The 18,016-nt window shown below is 52.8% G+C and carries 22 protein-coding genes; 11 read left to right on the forward strand and 11 right to left on the reverse strand.

From position 1 onward, the window contains the following. Window positions 1-11: 11 nt before the first annotated feature. Window positions 12-1,364 carry a substrate-binding domain-containing protein gene (locus tag K6123_RS12660; protein WP_221798267.1) on the reverse strand — a complete coding sequence of 451 codons (1,353 nt, stop codon included), beginning with the start codon at window positions 1,362-1,364 and terminating at the stop codon, window positions 12-14. Window positions 1,365-1,538: 174 nt separating this feature from the next. Continuing rightward, window positions 1,539-1,838 (reverse strand): BolA family protein, encoded by a 300-nt coding sequence (locus K6123_RS12665; RefSeq protein ID WP_221798269.1) that lies wholly within the window; start codon window positions 1,836-1,838, stop codon window positions 1,539-1,541. A 105-nt stretch (window positions 1,839-1,943) separates the two neighbouring features. Here K6123_RS12665 and K6123_RS12670 point away from each other — a divergent pair, with 105 nt between their 5' ends. Together K6123_RS12670 and ylqF are read left to right on the forward strand one after the other, a co-directional pair. After that, complete coding sequence (locus K6123_RS12670; RefSeq protein ID WP_221798271.1) at window positions 1,944-2,552, forward strand: hypothetical protein; 609 nt, start codon at window positions 1,944-1,946, stop codon at window positions 2,550-2,552. Between the two features lie 450 nt (window positions 2,553-3,002). Continuing rightward, complete coding sequence (gene ylqF, locus K6123_RS12675; RefSeq protein WP_221798273.1) at window positions 3,003-3,965, forward strand: ribosome biogenesis GTPase YlqF; 963 nt, start codon at window positions 3,003-3,005, stop codon at window positions 3,963-3,965. Between the two features lie 46 nt (window positions 3,966-4,011). Here ylqF and K6123_RS12680 read toward each other — a convergent pair whose 3' ends face one another. Beyond that, window positions 4,012-4,881: an MBL fold metallo-hydrolase gene (locus K6123_RS12680; RefSeq protein WP_221798275.1), complete on the reverse strand. Its 870-nt coding sequence runs from the start codon at window positions 4,879-4,881 to the stop codon at window positions 4,012-4,014. Between the two features lie 109 nt (window positions 4,882-4,990). Between K6123_RS12680 and K6123_RS12685 the strand changes: the two genes are divergently transcribed. From K6123_RS12685 to K6123_RS12705, 5 genes are all read left to right on the forward strand, one after another. Then, complete coding sequence (locus tag K6123_RS12685) at window positions 4,991-5,290, forward strand: ArsR/SmtB family transcription factor (protein WP_221798277.1); 300 nt, start codon at window positions 4,991-4,993, stop codon at window positions 5,288-5,290. A gap of 78 nt (window positions 5,291-5,368) precedes the next feature. Next, window positions 5,369-5,845 (forward strand): DUF2489 domain-containing protein, encoded by a 477-nt coding sequence (locus K6123_RS12690; RefSeq protein WP_221798279.1) that lies wholly within the window; start codon window positions 5,369-5,371, stop codon window positions 5,843-5,845. Window positions 5,846-5,956: 111 nt separating this feature from the next. Further along, window positions 5,957-6,772 carry a glutamate racemase gene (gene murI / locus K6123_RS12695; RefSeq protein WP_246624770.1) on the forward strand — a complete coding sequence of 272 codons (816 nt, stop codon included), beginning with the start codon at window positions 5,957-5,959 and terminating at the stop codon, window positions 6,770-6,772. Window positions 6,773-6,863: 91 nt separating this feature from the next. After that, window positions 6,864-7,415, forward strand: a complete 552-nt coding sequence (folE, locus tag K6123_RS12700) for a GTP cyclohydrolase I FolE (protein WP_221798281.1) — start codon at window positions 6,864-6,866, stop codon at window positions 7,413-7,415. A 317-nt stretch (window positions 7,416-7,732) separates the two neighbouring features. After that, complete coding sequence (locus tag K6123_RS12705; RefSeq protein ID WP_221798283.1) at window positions 7,733-8,248, forward strand: chalcone isomerase family protein; 516 nt, start codon at window positions 7,733-7,735, stop codon at window positions 8,246-8,248. A 105-nt stretch (window positions 8,249-8,353) separates the two neighbouring features. Here K6123_RS12705 and K6123_RS12710 read toward each other — a convergent pair whose 3' ends face one another. Then, window positions 8,354-8,938, reverse strand: a complete 585-nt coding sequence (locus K6123_RS12710; protein WP_221798285.1) for an OmpW/AlkL family protein — start codon at window positions 8,936-8,938, stop codon at window positions 8,354-8,356. A gap of 67 nt (window positions 8,939-9,005) precedes the next feature. On the opposite strand from K6123_RS12710, the gene K6123_RS12715 reads away from it, so the two are divergent. The 3 genes from K6123_RS12715 (at window position 9,006) to K6123_RS12725 (ending at window position 10,873) form a co-directional block, all read left to right on the forward strand. Continuing rightward, entirely contained in the window at window positions 9,006-9,203 is a 198-nt protein-coding gene (locus K6123_RS12715) for a hypothetical protein (RefSeq protein ID WP_221798287.1), read from the forward strand. Between the two features lie 160 nt (window positions 9,204-9,363). Further along, entirely contained in the window at window positions 9,364-10,266 is a 903-nt protein-coding gene (locus K6123_RS12720) for a helix-turn-helix transcriptional regulator (protein ID WP_221798289.1), read from the forward strand. A gap of 94 nt (window positions 10,267-10,360) precedes the next feature. Beyond that, complete coding sequence (locus K6123_RS12725; protein ID WP_221798291.1) at window positions 10,361-10,873, forward strand: hypothetical protein; 513 nt, start codon at window positions 10,361-10,363, stop codon at window positions 10,871-10,873. An 83-nt stretch (window positions 10,874-10,956) separates the two neighbouring features. Here K6123_RS12725 and K6123_RS12730 read toward each other — a convergent pair whose 3' ends face one another. From K6123_RS12730 to K6123_RS12740, 3 genes are all read right to left on the reverse strand, one after another. Then, window positions 10,957-11,571, reverse strand: a complete 615-nt coding sequence (locus K6123_RS12730) for a DUF3833 family protein (RefSeq protein WP_221798292.1) — start codon at window positions 11,569-11,571, stop codon at window positions 10,957-10,959. A 103-nt stretch (window positions 11,572-11,674) separates the two neighbouring features. Beyond that, on the reverse strand, window positions 11,675-11,956 hold the full coding sequence (locus K6123_RS12735; RefSeq protein WP_221798295.1) for a hypothetical protein: 282 nt from the start codon (window positions 11,954-11,956) through the stop codon (window positions 11,675-11,677). Between the two features lie 108 nt (window positions 11,957-12,064). Further along, window positions 12,065-12,724 (reverse strand): Bax inhibitor-1/YccA family protein, encoded by a 660-nt coding sequence (locus tag K6123_RS12740; protein ID WP_425517708.1) that lies wholly within the window; start codon window positions 12,722-12,724, stop codon window positions 12,065-12,067. 163 nt (window positions 12,725-12,887) lie between these two features. On the opposite strand from K6123_RS12740, the gene nhaR reads away from it, so the two are divergent. Further along, on the forward strand, window positions 12,888-13,784 hold the full coding sequence (gene nhaR / locus K6123_RS12745) for a transcriptional activator NhaR (protein ID WP_221798299.1): 897 nt from the start codon (window positions 12,888-12,890) through the stop codon (window positions 13,782-13,784). Window positions 13,785-13,802: 18 nt separating this feature from the next. Here the strand turns inward: nhaR and K6123_RS12750 are convergent, their stop codons facing one another. The 4 genes from K6123_RS12750 to yajC form a co-directional block, all read right to left on the reverse strand. Further along, window positions 13,803-14,636, reverse strand: coding sequence for a 23S rRNA (adenine(2030)-N(6))-methyltransferase RlmJ (locus K6123_RS12750; protein WP_221798301.1), 834 nt, complete (start codon window positions 14,634-14,636; stop codon window positions 13,803-13,805). Window positions 14,637-14,747: 111 nt separating this feature from the next. Continuing rightward, window positions 14,748-15,665: a protein translocase subunit SecF gene (secF, locus tag K6123_RS12755; RefSeq protein ID WP_221798303.1), complete on the reverse strand. Its 918-nt coding sequence runs from the start codon at window positions 15,663-15,665 to the stop codon at window positions 14,748-14,750. Then, window positions 15,665-17,524 (reverse strand): protein translocase subunit SecD, encoded by a 1,860-nt coding sequence (secD, locus tag K6123_RS12760; RefSeq protein ID WP_221798304.1) that lies wholly within the window; start codon window positions 17,522-17,524, stop codon window positions 15,665-15,667. The genes secF and secD overlap by 1 nt, the downstream gene beginning before the upstream one ends. Before the next feature lie 71 nt (window positions 17,525-17,595). After that, window positions 17,596-17,958 (reverse strand): preprotein translocase subunit YajC, encoded by a 363-nt coding sequence (gene yajC / locus K6123_RS12765; RefSeq protein WP_221798306.1) that lies wholly within the window; start codon window positions 17,956-17,958, stop codon window positions 17,596-17,598. Window positions 17,959-18,016 lie beyond the last annotated feature (58 nt).

Genomic DNA, 18,016 nt, shown 5'->3' on the forward strand with positions numbered 1-18,016 from the left:
CAAGCCTGGTCTCAGTGCGTATCCTGCACCCAGACTTCGACCCGACGGTTTTTCATCCGGCCTTCGTCACGGTTACCGGAAGCGACCGGCAGATCTTCACCGTAACCCACCGAGATTTTTGGATAAATTCCGGCCCGCACCAACTCCCGACGTACCGCCATGGCACGCAGTTTGGACAACAGCTTGGAACGTGTTTCGGTACGTTTTTTGTCACCAAACCCAATCAGCACGATGTCAGCATTATTACCGCTGGTCTGCAGATAACCGACCAGACGATCAATATCTTTCATCGCCTTGTTATCCAGCTTGGCACTGCCTTCCTTGAAGCGGAAGTTAATGGTCAGGCGTTTGGAATCGTTGGTGATCTTGCGGAAGTCTTCCGGCAACTCAGAGTAAAACTCAGGAATAACAGCCTTCAGTTCCTGGGAAATAAAACCGGATTCAGCCACCACTTGCTGGCCTTCGTTACGCTGCACAAAACCCATAAAATCACTGACGTATGGGTTGGCTGGCTGATCATCGGTGTACATATAAAGGCGGCGAGACAAGGCGTAGTCTTCCGTTGCAACAGTCAGCTTGTTCGGCTTCAGCGCCTTGGCACTGCCATCGGACACGGACAACAATTTAGATTCACGCACAAATGACAGGCCGACAAAACCAATACCGTTATTATCTGCACTCACCCGATCCGACAACACGGCGTTGGATTCAAAGCGGTCAGCGGCACCTGTCAGCGGCTTTTTGCCCAGCACCATGTGTTTGAAGCTATCCCAGGTACCGGAGTTTTCGTCACGGGCGTAAACATGAATCGGGCCAGGCTGGCCGCCCAGCTGGGACCAGTCGGTGTAACCACCGGAGAAAATCTCAGCGATTTCTTCCACGCTCAGCTCACTGACCGGGTTGTTCTGATTAACAATAATCGCCAGACCGTCGATACCAACGATGTGCTCAGACTGTGGTGCCGTCATATCCGCCACCCCCGCCAGCATGGCGGCTTCCTTATCCTTGATAGGACGTGAGGCAGCGGCAATGTCAGTAGTACCGTCTTTCAGACCCGAGAAACCGGTACCAGAACCGTGGGCAGCAATATCAACCACCAGCTGGGTGCTGGTGCTCTTCAAATAACCCGTAATCTGCTTTTCGTTTTCCACTTTGGTCTCGCGAATCTGTACATCTTCAGCGCCATTCGCTTCCAGATAGCGTTTAACCAGATTAGGACCCAGTTCCGCACCAATGGTGTTGGAACCGTGAATAGTAAACAGATGTACATCACCGTTAACCGGCATGTTGGCAAACGAAGATTGGGTCGCGGCATGGCCGACAGCACAAAAGCAGGACAGCAGCAGCAAAAACATTGCACGCATCAGTATCATCACCTAATCCAGGCCAGAAATTTGGCCGGGATTCTATGAAGATTATCTTACACTTTCGTTACAGGAGAGACAGGTAAGTCACTGAACGCCTGATCATTTAGCAACCGCAACAGGCGATATCAAAACAACGCCCACCGAAAGGCGGGCGAACAGCAAAAAGTCTGATCAGTGCTTGCCAGCACACTGTGGTGAAGCAGGGACAGCGTCGGTCACAGCCCACTCTTCCGGCGTGTACAAATGCAACGCCAACGCATGAAGAGGCCCCTGTAACGCTTCACCAACCAGGCCATAAATCATCTGATGGCGCGCTACGGCACGTTTACCAGCAAACGCTTCCGACACCAGTGTCAGCTTGAAGTGGGAATCGGTGGCAGGGCCGGCATGCATATGACTCTCGTTCAGCAGCTCCAGATAGGAAGGCTCCAGCGAGGCCACCGCCTCTTTTATATAGTTGTCTACATTCATGGGATACGCGCTTACTTGTTGGCTAGTGTCTGCGTATAATCCGCCGCCCTTGGCCGTAACACAAGTTTCTGTGGATCCAGTAACAGAGCAAACCAGGAGAGCACCATGAGCGAATTTGAACAATCCAGCACCCAGAGCCTGATCGACAAGTATTACCAGGAAGAGCAGCAACGCCGCCTGCGTGAGAAAACCCAGGCCGATATCCTGGTGAAGGCCGAACCAACCGATCTGGCGATGATCAACATGATCGCCAAACGTTTCCAGAAAAGCCGCGAAGAGCTGATCCGTGACGTTCTCTCGAACGCCCTGATCGACCTGTTCGCACGTCTGGAAGCCGGCGAGCGCAAGCTGCTGGCACGCGATGCCGATGAAAACACCCGCCAGCTGGCCCGCGAGATTGCCGAAGAAAACGGCCTGATGGACCTGGAAGTGCCACAAGGACACTGGGCTGGCGTCGAAAAGCTGGTACTGAAGAACGAGCGCAAACGCGCTAAAGACCAGGAAAAACAGGACATGCTGCTGGATAAGGCGCGCCAGCTGATCGCCCAGATGGAACAGCAGGAAAGTCCTGTAGAAGATGCCGTTGAGGAGGAAGAAGACGACTCAATGGTGGCAGCAGCAGCCGAAGATGCGCATACTGAAGAAGTTGAAGCGTCAGAATCAGAGGGTGACGAAGACTCTACCGAAGACAGCCAACCTGCTTCAGTGTTCTGATTCATGCTGTAAAGGCGGTTGGTTCTGTGAACCGCCTGTTCTACGACGGCTGGCTGAGAGGCCAGCCCGGGCAAACCCGAATGGCTATTTGCGCCAGAGCCTTAGCTCACGAAACTCACCTGGGCCTGCCTGCATCCATAGCAGCTCGGCTTGATCTGAGAAAACGAATTTGTTGCCAACCAGGAAACCGGCGCGACGCCGACCGGACACAGTCGCCGACGCTTGCCTCCCCTGACGTTTGGCACTCCGAGCGAAATCTTCTGGTAAGACATCCATAAATTTGTCTCCAACTTGACCAATTTCACAAGGTACTCAAGGATCCCGGTCAGGTTATCCAGCAATTATGACATTCCAATAAACGCCCAAAATATTGATCGGGCGGTTGCTCTCACCGGACCGATCATTACAATGTGCCGCCCAAAATCAATCAGGTCAATCGGATTACACACAATGGCAGTTCAATGGTTCCCTGGGCATATGAACAAAGCCCGCAAAAAAATCAGCGAAGCCATGCCGGATATCGATCTGGTGATTGAGGTGCTGGATGCTCGCTTGCCGTTCTCCAGTACCAATCCACTGGTCGATGAGTTGCGTCGCAACAAACCGGTGATCAAGGTGCTGAACAAGCAGGATCTCGCTGATCCCAAAATCACCCAGCAGTGGGTGGACTTCTTCAGTCAGCAGGAAAACACCCAGGCGTTGCCGCTGATTGCTGAAGATAAGTCCCATCTGAAAAAGCTGACCGCACTGGTCAAGCGCATGGGTGCCGCCAAGTCCGACAAGAAACAATCCATCCGTACCATGGTGATGGGCATTCCCAATGTCGGCAAATCCACTCTGATCAATGGTCTCGCGGGGCGCTATATTGCCAAAACCGGCAACGAACCGGCAGTGACCAAGTCCAATCAGTTGATCGACCTCAAGAATGGCATTGTGCTGTCAGATACTCCGGGGATTCTGTGGCCGAAGTTTGAGAACGAAAACAGCGGCTATCGGCTGGCAGCCAGCGGCGCCGTCAAAGACACCGCCATTGAGTATCAGGATATCGCCACCTTTGCGCTGGGCTTTTTGCTGGGGCATTACCCGGCTGAGCTGCAGCAACGCTACAAGCTGAAGGAATTGCCGGAAACCGCCACCAGAGCACTGGAAGCCATTGGCAGCAAACGTGGCTGTTTACGCCCGGGAGGTGTGATCGACTTGCACAAGGCGGCAGAGCTGGTGTTACACGAAATGCGTTCCGGCAAGATGGGGCGTATATCGCTGGAAACGCCTGAGTTGATTGAACGGGAGCTGGCAGAGATCGAAGCCGCACGACTGGCAGCCATTGCAGCGCAGGAAGCGGAACGCGCCGCTGAGGAAGCCAGACGCACTGGCAGACCACAGCCCGATGACAACGCCGAGCCGGCGCAATAACACCAGCTCCAAAGCAGCTGCCACTGATCCTGTACCGCAGCAGCGGTTAAAAGCGGTTCAGTGGCAGTTTCAGATAAGAGACACCATTAGCTTCCGGCTCCGGCAGCGCCCCCGCCCGAATATTCACCTGCAATGACGGCAAAATCAGTCGCGGCATTTCCAGCCCGGCATCCCTTTTCTCCCGCATCGCCACAAACTCCGCCGGAGCCACGGCATCGGCCACATGAATATTGGCCTGACGCTGTTCCGCCACAGTGACCGACGCAATCAGTTCGCGTTCGACCGGTGGATAGTCGTGACAAAGGTACAGACGAGTCTCGTTCCCCAGCGCAAACAGCTTCTGGATCGAGCTGTATAAAGTCGTAGCGTCGCCTTTGGGAAAATCGCAACGGGCAGTGCCTACGTCCGGGGCGAAAATGGTATCGCCAACAAACACAGAACGGTCGTCCAGCAAATAGCTGACACAGGCCGGTGTATGGCCCGGAGTCGACAATACCCGAATCCGGTGTTCCCCAAACTCCAGTTCGTCGCCTTCCTCGACCAGCACATCAAACTGATGGCCATCCGCCAAAAAGCTGGCTGGTTCGTTAAAAACCTCAGCAAAGATTTGCTGCACTTCAACAATGGGTTTACCAACCACAATGCGTGCACCGGTCTGACCACGAACGTAGTCCGCTGCCGACAAATGGTCTGCATGAGCATGGGTTTCCAGCACATAAACGACTTTTGAGCCCTGCTCGGCAACCGCTGCCAGAATCTGGTCTATCGACTCACTGCTGGTTTTGCCGGATTTCTGGTCAAAGTCCATCACCGGATCCACCAGCAACGACAAGCCACTGCTGCTGTCGCTTACCCAGTGGCTGAAGGTCGAGGTGTCGTTGTGAAAAAAGCTGTCAATCCGGATCGATGTAGTCATGTCACCTGCTCCTGATGAATTTCCACCATCTTACATTCACATATTCTTATTTAGCAATATTGAATATATACTTTATTGAGTTTAGTCGCCGGATCCTGCAGGAGTCGCCATGAACGAATCTTTTATTCCAGCCCGCCACACGGTTGTCCGTATGCTCAAGGCACTGGCCAACGAGCACCGACTGGCAATCATGTGTCTGCTACGCAACGGCGAGGTTTCCGTTCACGACATGTTGTGTCAGCTGCCTGTCAGCCAGTCAGCACTGTCACAACACCTGGCCTGCCTGCGCGAGGAAAACCTGGTAGCCAGCCGCAAGGAGGCCCAATGCGTCTTTTACCGGCTCAACGATGACCGGGTCGCAGCCGTCATTCAATTGATCAATCAGCTGTACAGCCAGGACCAGCAATAAACCAGATCTGCCCACGATCTGACCTTTTGAGTGAAAACCGGTATTATTCGCGAAATTTTTTGCAGGTAACCCAAATCCATGTTGATTGCCCTGACCCTCCTGGGAGTTGTCATTATTGCCGCGCTGGGCTGGTACGCCTGGCATTTGACCCGCCAGGTAAAAACCATGGAAGCCGCCCAGCTGGCGGAACAGCAAAAAGCCGAACAACAGTTACGCCAGCGCCAGCATGAACTGGTTAAGGATATTCGTTTCCTGTGCAGCTCGGTAATTACCGAACAATGTGAAATCACCGAAGGCGTTATGCGCATTCATTATCTGGTTCAGGCACTCGATCCGGCCTGCTGGGCCACCGACGAGCTGGCCACCATGCGGCTTTTTCATGGCGAAGTGGGCGGCATGCCAATCCTGGATGACTACAAGAAACTGACTCCCAAAGAGCAGTTTAAAATCGACAAGCAGCGGCTGGAACTGGAAGCCACTCACAAAGAAGCAATCCATAAGGAACTACAGTGGCTGGTGTCGTTTGAATTTCCGGCGGTATTCCTGCTGCACTGACAACGATTTACAGGTACAGGCAGTACGGATCAATCCACACTGCTGCCTGTTCCAAAGCCGCATTTTTGCTAGAATCCCGCTCCTGTTTATTGGCCAATCTGGAATATCCGCTTGATCCTGATTTTTGACTCCGGCGTAGGTGGTCTCAGCATTGCGAAAGAAATTCGCAGCCGTCTGCCCAAAGCGGAGCTGCACTATCTAATGGATTCAGCCTACTTCCCCTATGGCATCCGTGATGACGCCGTACTACAGCAGCGTATTGTGCAGCTGTGCCAGCTGGCTTGTGAGCAGTTGCCGGTCAAACTGTTGGTCGTCGCCTGCAACACCGCCAGCACGTTGGCACTGACCGCCTTGCGGGCAGTTTTACCGATCCCGGTGGTCGGTGTCGTACCAGCCATCAAGCCAGCGGCACTCCACAGTAAAAGTGGTCATATTGGTTTGTTGGCAACGCCAGCCACAGTTTCACGCAGCTATACCAATGGCCTGATTGATAATTTTGCGGCCCATTGCCAGGTCAGTCGGCTGGGCACCACCGCCTTGGTGGAACTGGCTGAACAATGGCTCAGCCAGCCAGAGCCGGATGAAAGCAGCTTTCGCCAACAGTTGGAGCAGCAATTGTCGCCCTGGCTTGCCACCCAGCCGCAACTGGATACCGTGGTACTTGGTTGCACCCATTTCCCAGTGCTAAGGCCGTTGCTGGAAAAACTCTGGCCTGGAATTCACTGGATCGATTCAGGTGCCGCCATTGCACGCCGTGTTGAGCATTTATTGCTGCAGCAGGAACATTCAGGCAATGGTGGACTGTTTTTGTATCGTACTGGCAATGGCCCAGTACCAGCAGGCTTGCAGCGCTACTGGCAAAATGGTGACCCTTGCTGCTGGCCCAACGCTAACTGGTTACTGGCGTTGGATGCGTCAAACCCGTAAAACGGAAAAGAACTTATACAAGCCACTTGGCTTGTATAAAAAATTGATAATTGAGTATAGTACTCAGGTACTTTAACGACCCGGAATTCGCATGTCAGAACTTCAACATCTCTACAGCAAAATCCTCACTGAACTGGGCGAAGACGTCGAACGTGAAGGTTTGCTGGACACCCCCAAACGGGCTGCCAAAGCCATGAAATTTCTTACCAGCGGCTATGAAGGCAGCCTGGAAGAAGTTGTTAACGGGGCCATTTTCAGCAGTGACAACGATGAAATGGTTGTGGTTCAGGGTATTGAATTCTATTCCCTTTGCGAACACCACATGCTGCCGTTTATCGGTCGCTGTCACATTGGTTACCTGCCAAACGGCAAGGTGCTGGGACTGTCCAAGTTTGCCCGCATCGTCGACCTGTTTGCCCGTCGTCTGCAGATTCAGGAAAACATGACCAAGCAAATCGCCGAAGCCGTGCAGGAAATTACTGGCTGTCGCGGCGTGGGTGTGATTATGGAAGCCCAGCATATGTGCATGATGATGCGCGGTGTGCAGAAGCAGAACTCCATGATGCGCACCTCTGTGATGCTGGGTGACTTCCGTGAAAGTCAGCCAACCCGCTCCGAGTTTATGCGACTGGTCGGGCTCTAATTCCGCTGCGAAGGAGCCCTGCTCCTTCGCTTCTCTGCTTTCGTGACAAAACCTGACCCACCGCAACTGTCCTCTGGCCAAACACCATCCCCCCCTGTTCCACCGCTACGGCACGTCGGATATCCCTTCGTCGTAACAGCAATCGCTGTGCCCGGCTTCAAGCAGAACGGTACGATATATCAGTCATTGCAAGGGTTAACATCCCACGTCAATCAACGACAACAATGGCCCGTTATAACGGCTGGCGCTGGTTGCCTTCCTGCTGAACGCTGATTAACTTGAAAAGGCTAACAGGGAAAAATACCAAGGGGTGACAGATGGAAGGAATCAAACAACTGGCCTGCATTCTGGCCATCACAGCCATAACTCAAACCAGCTGGGCCGAAGTATCCGCCCACACTATCCGGCCCGCTAGCGGGCCATCCAATGCCATTTTATTATCCTGGCAACAGCGCAGCTTTTATTACCTGCCAGAAGCTTATACCAGTGCCTATTACCAACTGGGCGACAACGGCAGCGGAGAACAGCTGATTCAGCTAACCGTAAATTCGGACGTACTCAGTGGCCGTGCACTCGGTATCAGCTTGTTCGACAGCATTGCGATCAACCATGAGTGGCAGCAACTGGGGCAACTGGAGGACAGAGTCAGCCGACTGGTTAAAATGATGGATACCCGCCTGGTCAACGGCGACACCGTCGAAATTGAATATCGACCTGGCCGCGGTTCCGAAATATCTGTGAAAGGAGAATTTATGGGCATTTTGCCCGGCGAAGACCTGTTCCTGGCGATTAGTGGCGTCTGGGGTAACAACCAGCAGGTCGCTGCCAATTAACTCTTTAAAGCGAGCTGCCCGATGCAGCTCGTTTTTCTTTTGTTTATTTTCAGACAGATACAAAACAGGCGGCCAATCAGCCGCCTTTCTGTTGGGGTTCCGGAATCAGAACTTGTAACCAGCACCAACAAACACAACAACCGGATCAATCTCAACAGTTATATCAGTGTCATTAAGCTCGGTATCAATATCCATCTTCCAAACGGTTACGTTTGCCAGCCAGTTTTCACTCATATTGTAATTCATCCCCAGAGAGTACGCGGCTCCCCAGCTGCTGCTCAAATGCTCTGCAGCGCCATCTTCATCAAAGAAGAAAGTATGGTTAACACCGAGACCAATGAACGGCTGCCAATCAGAATTCACATCGCCAGGGTAGTACTGAAATGAAACAGTTGGTGGCAAATGTTTGGTAGTTGCCGCTTTGTTTCCATTCACCTTGATATCATGCTCAAAAGGAGTCGCTGCCAGTACTTCTACGGCAACTTTTGGTGTAACAAAGTAGTTCAGAACCAAACCCAGCTGAGTATCATCTTCAACTTCAATCTTAGTAGCGCCATCGTCGTAGCTACTAGATTGTGGTGACACATTAACCGCACCGACCTTGACAATAACATCGCCTGCTTCATAAGCCATGGCAGGAACAGCAGAAACAACAACGGCAGTAGCCAACAGAGTTTGAACCAGTTTCATTATGCACTCCTAATATTCTGTGCTCTCTTCAGATGGGCTCAGAATATCGATTGGCAGAAGGTCGTATTTGACACAAATCAAACGTGCCTCCGCCAAAAAAATGAATCGAAATGCAAACTTGTGGCAGGTCAATTTGCGTCATGCTGGTGCAGCATGCCGTTTTTTCTGGCATGAATATTCCATAAAAATAGACAATCAATCTATTCAAAACCATTTTGACGCACTGACAGCAACAGGTTTTGATGATCAATCGTTCCCATCATAGATCTGGCCAAAATCGCACCAAAACGGATGAATGCAGTATCAAGTTGGTTCAGTACAAATTTGCCGGTATCTGCTGGCATTTGATAACCAAGATAATTTACAGTTTCGGCAGAATGTTTTATCTATCTGAACTATCGATTGATCTGGACGGTTAATATCCCATGCATTCCCGAGACCCCTGGGAAGTTCATCGCCTTATCCATTTGCTCTACCAAACCCGCCTGGGAGACCCCAGAGCCTTGTTGTTGGCGCATTCTCTGGCCCAGCAGCTGCAATCCGTCGATTGTACAGCCATGGCGCAATTACACGGCACGCAGCTCTCTCATGCCGACAAGGAAACCCTCAACCAGATTTTGCAGGCCAGCCTGGATCATCCTGAACGGGTGTCGTGGTGGACACGATTTGCCCGCCTGAGCTTGCCTGGCGTTGATATTCGCCTCAAGCTCAGCAACACACAGGTCGAAATCCAGATTGCCTGCGCGGCGTTTCCCAATGTTGATGACAAGTTAACCGGTCAGTTGCACAGTTATTTGCTGCACTACACACACAGCCGAATGATTCATGGTCTCAATGAACTCGGCCTGATCGATATTTTCAGTTTCCCGAAAAGTAGTAGTTGCAGCACCATCGAGTTGCCACCCAGCAAACTGCGACCGAGTTCTATTCCTGCTACCCGTGCTCGCGAGCAATGCCTGCAAAGTCTGGCTCTATTACCCTGCAGTGAATCCGATCTTGGCATCCGCGTGCATACCTGGCTGGCCGGCCGTAACGACTATCCAACCATTGATGACTGTGCCGAAGCGTTTGATACCAGCAGCCGTACCCTCAACCGCAAGCTGGCAATGCTGGGTATAAAGTTCAATGGCATACAGGAACATTTGCGCAGTATTCGGGCTCTGCAAGGCCTGCAACACCATGACGTACCCATCTGGCAGTTAGCCGACGAGCTGGGTTACGACAACCAGGCCAATTTTGGTCGAGCTTGTCGGCGCTGGTTTGGTCAGTCGCCGCGTAGCATCCGGGAAACCCTCAACCCCGCCCCGCAACAGGAACTGCGCTGGTAATCACCAGCGCTTGAGAATTCTGGCAAGTTTCTTGAATATCGCAGCAACTGGTCTTAAATTGCAGGACCGCGCTTAAGTACAGGTAGAGAAGCGAGTGAGCTATCCGCAATTTATTGCCGTTGACGGCAGTTCCTACGAAGAAGAAGCCAATCCGATTGCCATTGCTTGGTCATTGCCGGATGGCCGTATCAAAACGACACTGGTCCAGCCAGATGATGGCTGGGACGACTGGGACTACGCACTCGAAGACATTCACGGCATCACCCGTGATACCCTTTATCAGCGGGGTGAAACCAGCTGGGCAATCGTGCGCGAACTGGAAAACGACCTGGAACAGTCCTATATCCTGACGGATGACGAGGAACGCAGCGGCGACCTGATCGAAAAGATCTACGAAGCCTGCAACCGCGAAATCAGTATTGAAGTCGGCGACTACAGCAGTGATATCACGGACCAGGATGCCCTACAACATGCTACTCAACAGCTGTTCCATGAACATCTGACCTGTGATGAGCGGGTGTTGGTGATGTTGCAAACCTGGGCCCATGAGAATGGTTACCCGGAAGAAGTACCGGAGCCAGAAGAGAACGACGACAGCGACTCCTGACCAGCCAACAACCAAACAGGCCCTTGAGGGGCCTGTTTGGTTGTTGCGGCCACGCTTTGCAGAAGCAAAGGCACTTTTACGGCCTACATAGAGATCCGCTCAATATTCGGGTTGGCAATATTACCGGGCAAGCACAAATCCGCCGGTCCCGCCTGGCGAATACTCAACACTATGTGACCGACGGTAAAACCGAATTTGGACATCCGCGTTTCATTCATCAAACTGCGATTGCTGACCAGATGCATCCAGTCGTCCATCGTCAATTTTACTGTTTCACCATCTGCTGTTTTGTAATGCAGCACATAATTCATATGCACACTGTTACCGGCAAACTCCAGTCGTCCCGCCTCAGGCACATCGTTAGCACGCGCCAGATAAGCGCCCTCGCCATCTGGCACCAGCGTCCAGATACGCTTCTCATAATCTCCCATAGGGCGGTCATTGAACTGGAAGGTTTCATCCAGAGTTCCAATGCCGGTGGCGTCCCAGCTGGCCAGAATACGGGCAGAAAAATGACGGGTTACCTGGCCACTGACATTTTTCACCACACCGTCAGCGCATAACCGGCCATTAAAAAACTCGCTTGGAACCAGCTGAGGGCCGGTATTAGCGTAATCCTGAATCCGCGTTGAGCTGCACCCGGCAAGCAAGGCTGCAGCGGCTGCCAGAGCGGCCAGCGAATGGATAAATTTCATCATTAACCTCTGAAAAATACTTACTGGATGAAATGTCCGAAAATCAAAGTATACGAAACTCTGCCGCTACAAGCTGCGAGCCAGTTAGTGTCCGAAATGAACAGAGCTAGTCATTTTGACGGGTACGCTTGATAAAACTCGCTTTGCAGTTGTCGTCGATCAGACTGAAGATGCTGTATTTCTTGTCCGCTGCCTGCACATAGCTGGCAACCTCCTTCAGACCACTGGGTGAATGCACTTTCAGCACCCGTGCCGGATGGAAAATCTGCGGTGTCCGAAAATAGCTTTTGGCCAGCTTGTCAGCAGCCGCTTTGGCATCGTAATCGCGGCATTCTGCCTGACCTGGCAAGGCCACTAACAGCAGCGAAAAAAGCAGCAACAAACGCATCAACCAGGCTCCAGACAGACTTTATCCAAGCCTAGATGAAAAAAACCCCGACTGTGCGGGCACAGCCGGGGGAATTCTTCCTGAGCACAGAAGAAAGAGTGGTAAGAGTTACTCGTCAGAGCCCAGCACACCAAAGATCTGCAGCAGGCTCAAAAACAGGTTGTACAGCGATACGTACAAGGACACGGTCGCCATGATGTAATTGGTTTCACCGCCATGCAGGATATTGCTGGTTTCGTAGGCAATCAGGCCGCTCATCAGGATCACAAACATCGCTGATACCGCCAGACCCAATGCCGGAATATCAAAAAACATGGCACCCAGAGACAGTACAAACGCCATGATCACGCCAACCATCAGGGTTTTGCCCCAGCCAGACAAATCCTTGCCAGTCGACAGCACCCAGCCGGACATACCAAAGAAAATCAGACCCGTAGTACCCAGCGCACTCATGATGATGCTGCTACCGCCAGGAAGGCTGGCGTACATGGACAGGATTGGGCCAAGGGTGTAGCCCATAAAACCGGTCAGGGCGAACACAGACAGGATACCCATGGCGCTGTCCTTGGTTTTATGAACCGCGAACAACAGACCAAAATAACCAACCAGCGTCAGGATCAGTCCTGGATGCGGCAAACCCAGCGCCATTGAAACACCTGCGACAGCAGCGCTGAACAACAGGGTCATGGACAACAGCATGTAGGTGTTGCGCAGAACCTTGCGGCCGTCCACAGAGACGGCACTGGTCCTGGCCGATTCGTACGGCATGGTGGCTACTTCAGCCTCCGCCGACTTGGAGTTCAGATAGTCTGGACGACTCATACAATATCTCCTGATGAATGTATTTGTTTATCAGGCTGTTATTGTAGAAAGCAAAAATAAAAAATAATATTCGAATTATCTTTTACCAATACCTCGGTTTTTACGAACTATGAGACGTCTGAACTACAAGCACCTGCAGTATTTTTTTGCTGTTGCGGTTGATGGCAGCGTGCAGGCGGCGGCTGATCGTCTCAACATCACCCCACAAACCATCAGTGGTCAGTTGAAGCTGCTGGAAGACGATATGGGAGTGGCGCTGTTCAATAAATCCGGCCGTGGTCTTGAACTCACAGATGCCGGCCGTGTGGCACTGGATTATTGTCGCCAGATTTTCCAGCTTGGTGATGAATTACAGGAGGTCATGCATCTGGGCATTACCGAGCGCCCCACCGAATTTCGCGTCGGTATCGTCGATGCCTTGCCCAAGTCGATTGCTCACCGCCTACTGAGCCCGTCACTGACACTGGCCAGCAACATGCGGATTATCTGCCACGAAGAACAAATGGCCGCGCTGCTGGGTGAGCTGGCGGTGCACCGGCTTGATCTGGTGTTGGCCGACAGCCCAATTCCTCCGGGCATGAATATCCGTTGCTTTAACCACCCGTTAGGTCGCAGCCGCCTAGCCTGTTTCGCGGCCAATAAACTGATACCTCGAAGTGAATTTGAATTTCCCCGTTGCCTTCATGATGCGCCAGTACTGCTGCCAACCGATACCGCATCGGGCTTGCGTACAGAGTTACTCAGCTGGTTCAAACGGGCAGGTATTACGCCGCGGATTACCGGGGAATTTGACGATTCGGCGCTGTTGAAGGCATTTGGCAGCCAGGGCCACGGCTTCTTTTTCGCCCCGGCCGTGATTGCCAAAGAAATTTGCCAGAAGTACCGGGTCAAGGTGGTCGGCGTGGTCGAAGAACTGACCCAGGAGTTCTACGCCATTTCTGCGGAACGGCGTATCACTCACCAGGCCGTCAAGGCGATTACCGAGCAACCGCCACTGACGGAATAAAGCGGCATAAATTCGGGTCTATTCCTCAACCAGAACTTCACAACGCCAGTTGCCGTGCTCCCCTGCCAGTTGTTTGGCTAACTTCGGCAACAGCTGTTCCAGCATGGGTTTGAGCGTAAACGGTGGATTAATCAGAATCATACCGGCCGAGGTCATACCACGTTCAGCGCTATCTGCCCTGATACCCAATTCAAACAGCTGAATATTGCGAATACCGGTTTTCACCAGCTGGCGTTCCAGCTCATCAATACGCTGACGCTCCACCACCGGATACCAGAGCGCATAGGTGGCCGTGGCCATTCTTCGGTAGGCTTTCGCCAGGCTATCAACAACGGTCTGATAATCGGTTTTGACTTCGTAAGGCGGGTCCATCAGTACCAGCCCACGACGAATCTGGGTTGGCAACAAGCCCACCAGTCCCTGGAAGCCATCCTCGTGACGCAAGCTGATACGGCGATCTGAGCGCATCAACTGCTCCAGATAACCAAACTCACGTGGATGCAGTTCAAACAACACGGCCTTGTCCTGCTCGCGCAAAAAGTGCTGGGCGATCGCCGGAGAACCCGGGTAAACCGGCTCATCAATACCATCCTGACAGGCCTGCACCGCAGACAGATAGTTTTCCAGTTCAGGCCACTGACTGCCCTGCAGGCGGCCAATACCCGTCAGGTATTCGCGGTTTTTGGCAGACTCATGGGAATTCAGCTGATAGATACCGGCCGCCGAGTGGGTATCTATGTAGACGAAAGGCTTGTCCTTGCGACACAGATAGGCCAGCACTTCGGCTTCGACCAGGTGTTTGAGCACGTCAGCAAAGTTGCCGGCGTGAAAGGAATGCAGATAGCTCAACATGGAGGAGTCCTCATAACGGCAGTCACCGCAGAAAAGCCAACTGCAGAGACAAGAATGCCGCGGATCGCCAGATCCACGGCACTCGAGGTAAACAACAAATCAGCCCGGTAATTATGGACGATCGTCGATTTCTTCTTCGACTTCGGGTGGCATCAGATCCTCCCGGGTCAGTTTCATCAGCAACAGCAGACTGGCTGCCACATAGATGGATGAGTAGGTACCAATCACAATACCGACGGTCAGTGCCATGGCAAAGTTATGGATCAGCTCACCACCCACAAACAGCAACGCCAACAGCACCAGCACCGTGGTGAACGAGGTCATCAGGGTACGGTCGAGGGTCTGGTTGAGGGCATCGTTCATGATTTCGATTGGATCAGAACGGCGCATGGTACGGAAGTTTTCACGAATACGGTCCGCGACCACGATGGTATCGTTAAGTGAATAACCGATCACCGCCAACAAGGCCGCCAGCACGGTAAGATCGAATTCCCACTGGAAAATGGAGAACAAACCCAGCGTGATCAAGACGTCGTGGAACAGCGCCATAACCGCACCAACCGAGAACTTCAGCTGGAAACGGGCGGCAACATAAATCATCACCACCGCCAGTGCCAGCAACAGCGCCAGGCCGCCCTGGTCACGCAGTTCCTCACCGACGTTGGCCCCCACAAATTCACTGCGCAGCAGCGTCAGCTTGTTATCAGCCGTTGCAGCTCCCTGCAAGACCGCCAGCACTTCGTTGCCCAGATTGTCGCGGAAGGATTCCGACATACGTACCAGAATATCGGTTTCGGAACCGAAGGTCTGGACCGTTACATCCTTATAGCCAGCGGCCTGCAAGGCAGTTGAAATCTGGTCAACCGGTTGCACCTTGTCGTATTGCACTTCCAGCAGCGTACCGCCAGTGAAGTCGAGGCCAAAATTCAGCCCCTGCACCGCCAGAGAACCAATCGAGGCCAGCAGCAACAGTCCGGAAAATACCATTGCGGCATAGCGCAGCTTCATAAAATCGAAGGCTTTCTTCATCAGACTTTACCTCCGATAGACAGGGTTTGCAGACGACGGCCACCATAAATAGCGTTGGTCAGCGCACGAGTCAGCATGATGGCTGTAAACATGGAAGTGATAATGCCGAAGGACAGGGTTACCGCGAAGCCTTTCACCGGACCGGTACCAACGGCAAACAGAATCACCGCCACGATCAGGGTTGTCAGGTTCGCATCGAGAATGGTCACAAACGCCCGATTATAGCCTTCATGAATTGCCTGCTGTGGCGAGCGCCCGGCGCGTAATTCCTCACGAATTCGCGAGAAGATCAACACGTTGGCGTCCACCGCCATACCAACGGTCAAGACAATACCGGCAATACCCGGCAACGTCAGCGTCGCCCCGACAATACTCATCATGGCAATCAGCACCACGATGTTGGCCAGCAAGGCAACGTTGGCCAGCAAACCAAAGGTGCGGTAATAAACCGCCATCATCACCAGCACCAGCGCCAGGCCGAGAATCACCGAGTTCATACCCATCTCGATGTTTTCTTTACCCAGGCTTGGACCAACCGTCCGCTCTTCAACAAAATACATTGGCGCCGCCAGTGCACCAGCCCGCAGCAGCAAGGCCAGCTCAGAGGCTTCAGCCGATTCCAGACCGGTGATGCGGAAGCTTGAGCCCAGCGTGCTTTGAATAGTTGCCAGCGAGATAATGGACTTGTCGACTACCTGAATGGTTTTTGGTACTTCCTTGCCCTCGACCATTTCATAAACAGTCTTTGGCTTGCGCTCGACAAACAGCACCGCCATACGACGCTTGATGGCCTTGCGGGTCACCTGGGTCATGATGGCACCGCCCTTGGAATCAAGATCGATGTTCACCTGCGGGAAACCGTTCTCATCAAACGAAGGCTGGGCGTTGGTGACACTGTCGCCGGTGGTGATCACGGTTTTTTCCAGCCGCGCGGTACGGAACTGGTCGTTACGGAAAGGATATTCTTCAGTAGTAATGCGGGAAGCACCCGGCTCAGCTTCGAGACGGAACTCGAGGTTGGCGGCCTTACCCAGAATTTTCTTGGCTTCCGCGGTGTCCTGCACACCAGGCAACTCAACCACGATACGGTTACGACCCTGACGCTGTACCAGCGGCTCAGCCACACCCAGTTCATTGACCCGGTTACGAATGGTGGTGAGGTTCTGCTTCAGGGCGTAGTCTTCCAGCTCTTTCTTCTTCTGATCGGAAATACTCAGCTGAATCAGGTACTGGTCGCCGTTATCGACATCTTCACGCAGGAATTCGGTGTAGTTACGCGCCAGAAAGGCATCCGCCTCATCACGTACCACAGCATCCACAAAAACCAGATTGATCTTGTCATCGTCAATCACCACCCGACGATACTTGATACCCTCTTCACGCAGACGGGTACGCAGCTCCTCGCGGTAGTTCTTGATCCGGCCACTGAGATAATCCTGCATGTCCACTTCCATCAGGAAGTGCACACCGCCACTGAGGTCCAGACCCAATGTCATCGGGCCAGCGCCCATCGACAGCAGCCAGTCCGGAGTGGTCGGAGCCAGGTTCAGTGCCACCACATAGTCGTCGCCCAGTTCGCGCTGCACCAGATCCTTGGCCGCCAGCTGTTGCTCGGAAGAAGTCAGACGCACCAGTGCCGTGCTGCCATTGACTTCATCAGCCAGAACATCAATACCCTTGGCGGTGAGGATTTCATTAACGTGCTTGACGACAGAGTCGGACATTTCAGCGCCAGAGCGGGTCGGGGTCACCTGAATGGCGGGATCGGGCGGGTAAAGATTCGGCGCTGCATAAACAGCGGCCAGTGCCAATACAACCAGTATCAGCAGGTTTTTCCAGAGGGGATACTTGTTGAGCATAATCTGCCCTTGTGAAAGCTCGATTCAGAAACAGCTGTGGCGCGTGCCACAGCTGCTGACAGGAGGGGTTATCAGCCCAGTACTTCCTTGATGGTACCTTTTGGCAGAACCATGGTCACCGCTACCTTCTGAACTGGCAGTTCGATACCGTTGGCCACTTCCATCACCACGAAGTCTTCAGAAACCTTGGTTACTTTGCCCAGCATGCCGCCAGCCATAACCACTTCATCACCCTTGCTCAGGTTAGAAATCAGGTTTTTATGTTCTTTCTGACGCTTGGCTTGTGGACGCCACAGCAGGAAATAGAAAATCAACAGGAAGCCGCCCAGGAAAACGAACTGGCCAATTGCGCCCATTGGACCTTCGGCTGGCGCACCTTCAGCCAGTGCCGAAGCGGATGCAGCCATCGCCATCAAGGCAAACAGAAATTTCATTAATAGATCTCCAAATACTTCGTGAGCACCCTAGCACGGGTTAGCGACACTTATTTTA

The sequence above is a fragment of the Oceanobacter mangrovi genome, assembly GCF_019740315.1.
GTDB lineage: Bacteria > Pseudomonadota > Gammaproteobacteria > Pseudomonadales > Oceanobacteraceae > Oceanobacter > Oceanobacter mangrovi.

Coding starts and splice junctions, on each gene's coding strand:
- yajC (WP_221798306.1), bottom strand. CDS start 17,958: ATGAAATTTCTGTTTGCCTTGATGGCGATGGCTGCATCCGCTTCGGCA.
- K6123_RS12680 (WP_221798275.1), bottom strand. CDS start 4,881: ATGACTACATCGATCCGGATTGACAGCTTTTTTCACAACGACACCTCG.
- K6123_RS12720 (WP_221798289.1), top strand. CDS start 9,364: ATGCATTCCCGAGACCCCTGGGAAGTTCATCGCCTTATCCATTTGCTC.
- K6123_RS12750 (WP_221798301.1), bottom strand. CDS start 14,636: ATGTTGAGCTATCTGCATTCCTTTCACGCCGGCAACTTTGCTGACGTG.
- K6123_RS12660 (WP_221798267.1), bottom strand. CDS start 1,364: ATGCGTGCAATGTTTTTGCTGCTGCTGTCCTGCTTTTGTGCTGTCGGC.
- secD (WP_221798304.1), bottom strand. CDS start 17,524: ATGCTCAACAAGTATCCCCTCTGGAAAAACCTGCTGATACTGGTTGTA.
- K6123_RS12670 (WP_221798271.1), top strand. CDS start 1,944: ATGAGCGAATTTGAACAATCCAGCACCCAGAGCCTGATCGACAAGTAT.
- nhaR (WP_221798299.1), top strand. CDS start 12,888: ATGAGACGTCTGAACTACAAGCACCTGCAGTATTTTTTTGCTGTTGCG.
- K6123_RS12740 (WP_425517708.1), bottom strand. CDS start 12,724: ATGCCGTACGAATCGGCCAGGACCAGTGCCGTCTCTGTGGACGGCCGC.
- ylqF (WP_221798273.1), top strand. CDS start 3,003: ATGGCAGTTCAATGGTTCCCTGGGCATATGAACAAAGCCCGCAAAAAA.
- K6123_RS12705 (WP_221798283.1), top strand. CDS start 7,733: ATGGAAGGAATCAAACAACTGGCCTGCATTCTGGCCATCACAGCCATA.
- K6123_RS12665 (WP_221798269.1), bottom strand. CDS start 1,838: ATGAATGTAGACAACTATATAAAAGAGGCGGTGGCCTCGCTGGAGCCT.
- K6123_RS12690 (WP_221798279.1), top strand. CDS start 5,369: ATGTTGATTGCCCTGACCCTCCTGGGAGTTGTCATTATTGCCGCGCTG.
- K6123_RS12710 (WP_221798285.1), bottom strand. CDS start 8,938: ATGAAACTGGTTCAAACTCTGTTGGCTACTGCCGTTGTTGTTTCTGCT.
- folE (WP_221798281.1), top strand. CDS start 6,864: ATGTCAGAACTTCAACATCTCTACAGCAAAATCCTCACTGAACTGGGC.
- K6123_RS12735 (WP_221798295.1), bottom strand. CDS start 11,956: ATGCGTTTGTTGCTGCTTTTTTCGCTGCTGTTAGTGGCCTTGCCAGGT.
- K6123_RS12730 (WP_221798292.1), bottom strand. CDS start 11,571: ATGATGAAATTTATCCATTCGCTGGCCGCTCTGGCAGCCGCTGCAGCC.
- secF (WP_221798303.1), bottom strand. CDS start 15,665: ATGAAGAAAGCCTTCGATTTTATGAAGCTGCGCTATGCCGCAATGGTA.
- K6123_RS12685 (WP_221798277.1), top strand. CDS start 4,991: ATGAACGAATCTTTTATTCCAGCCCGCCACACGGTTGTCCGTATGCTC.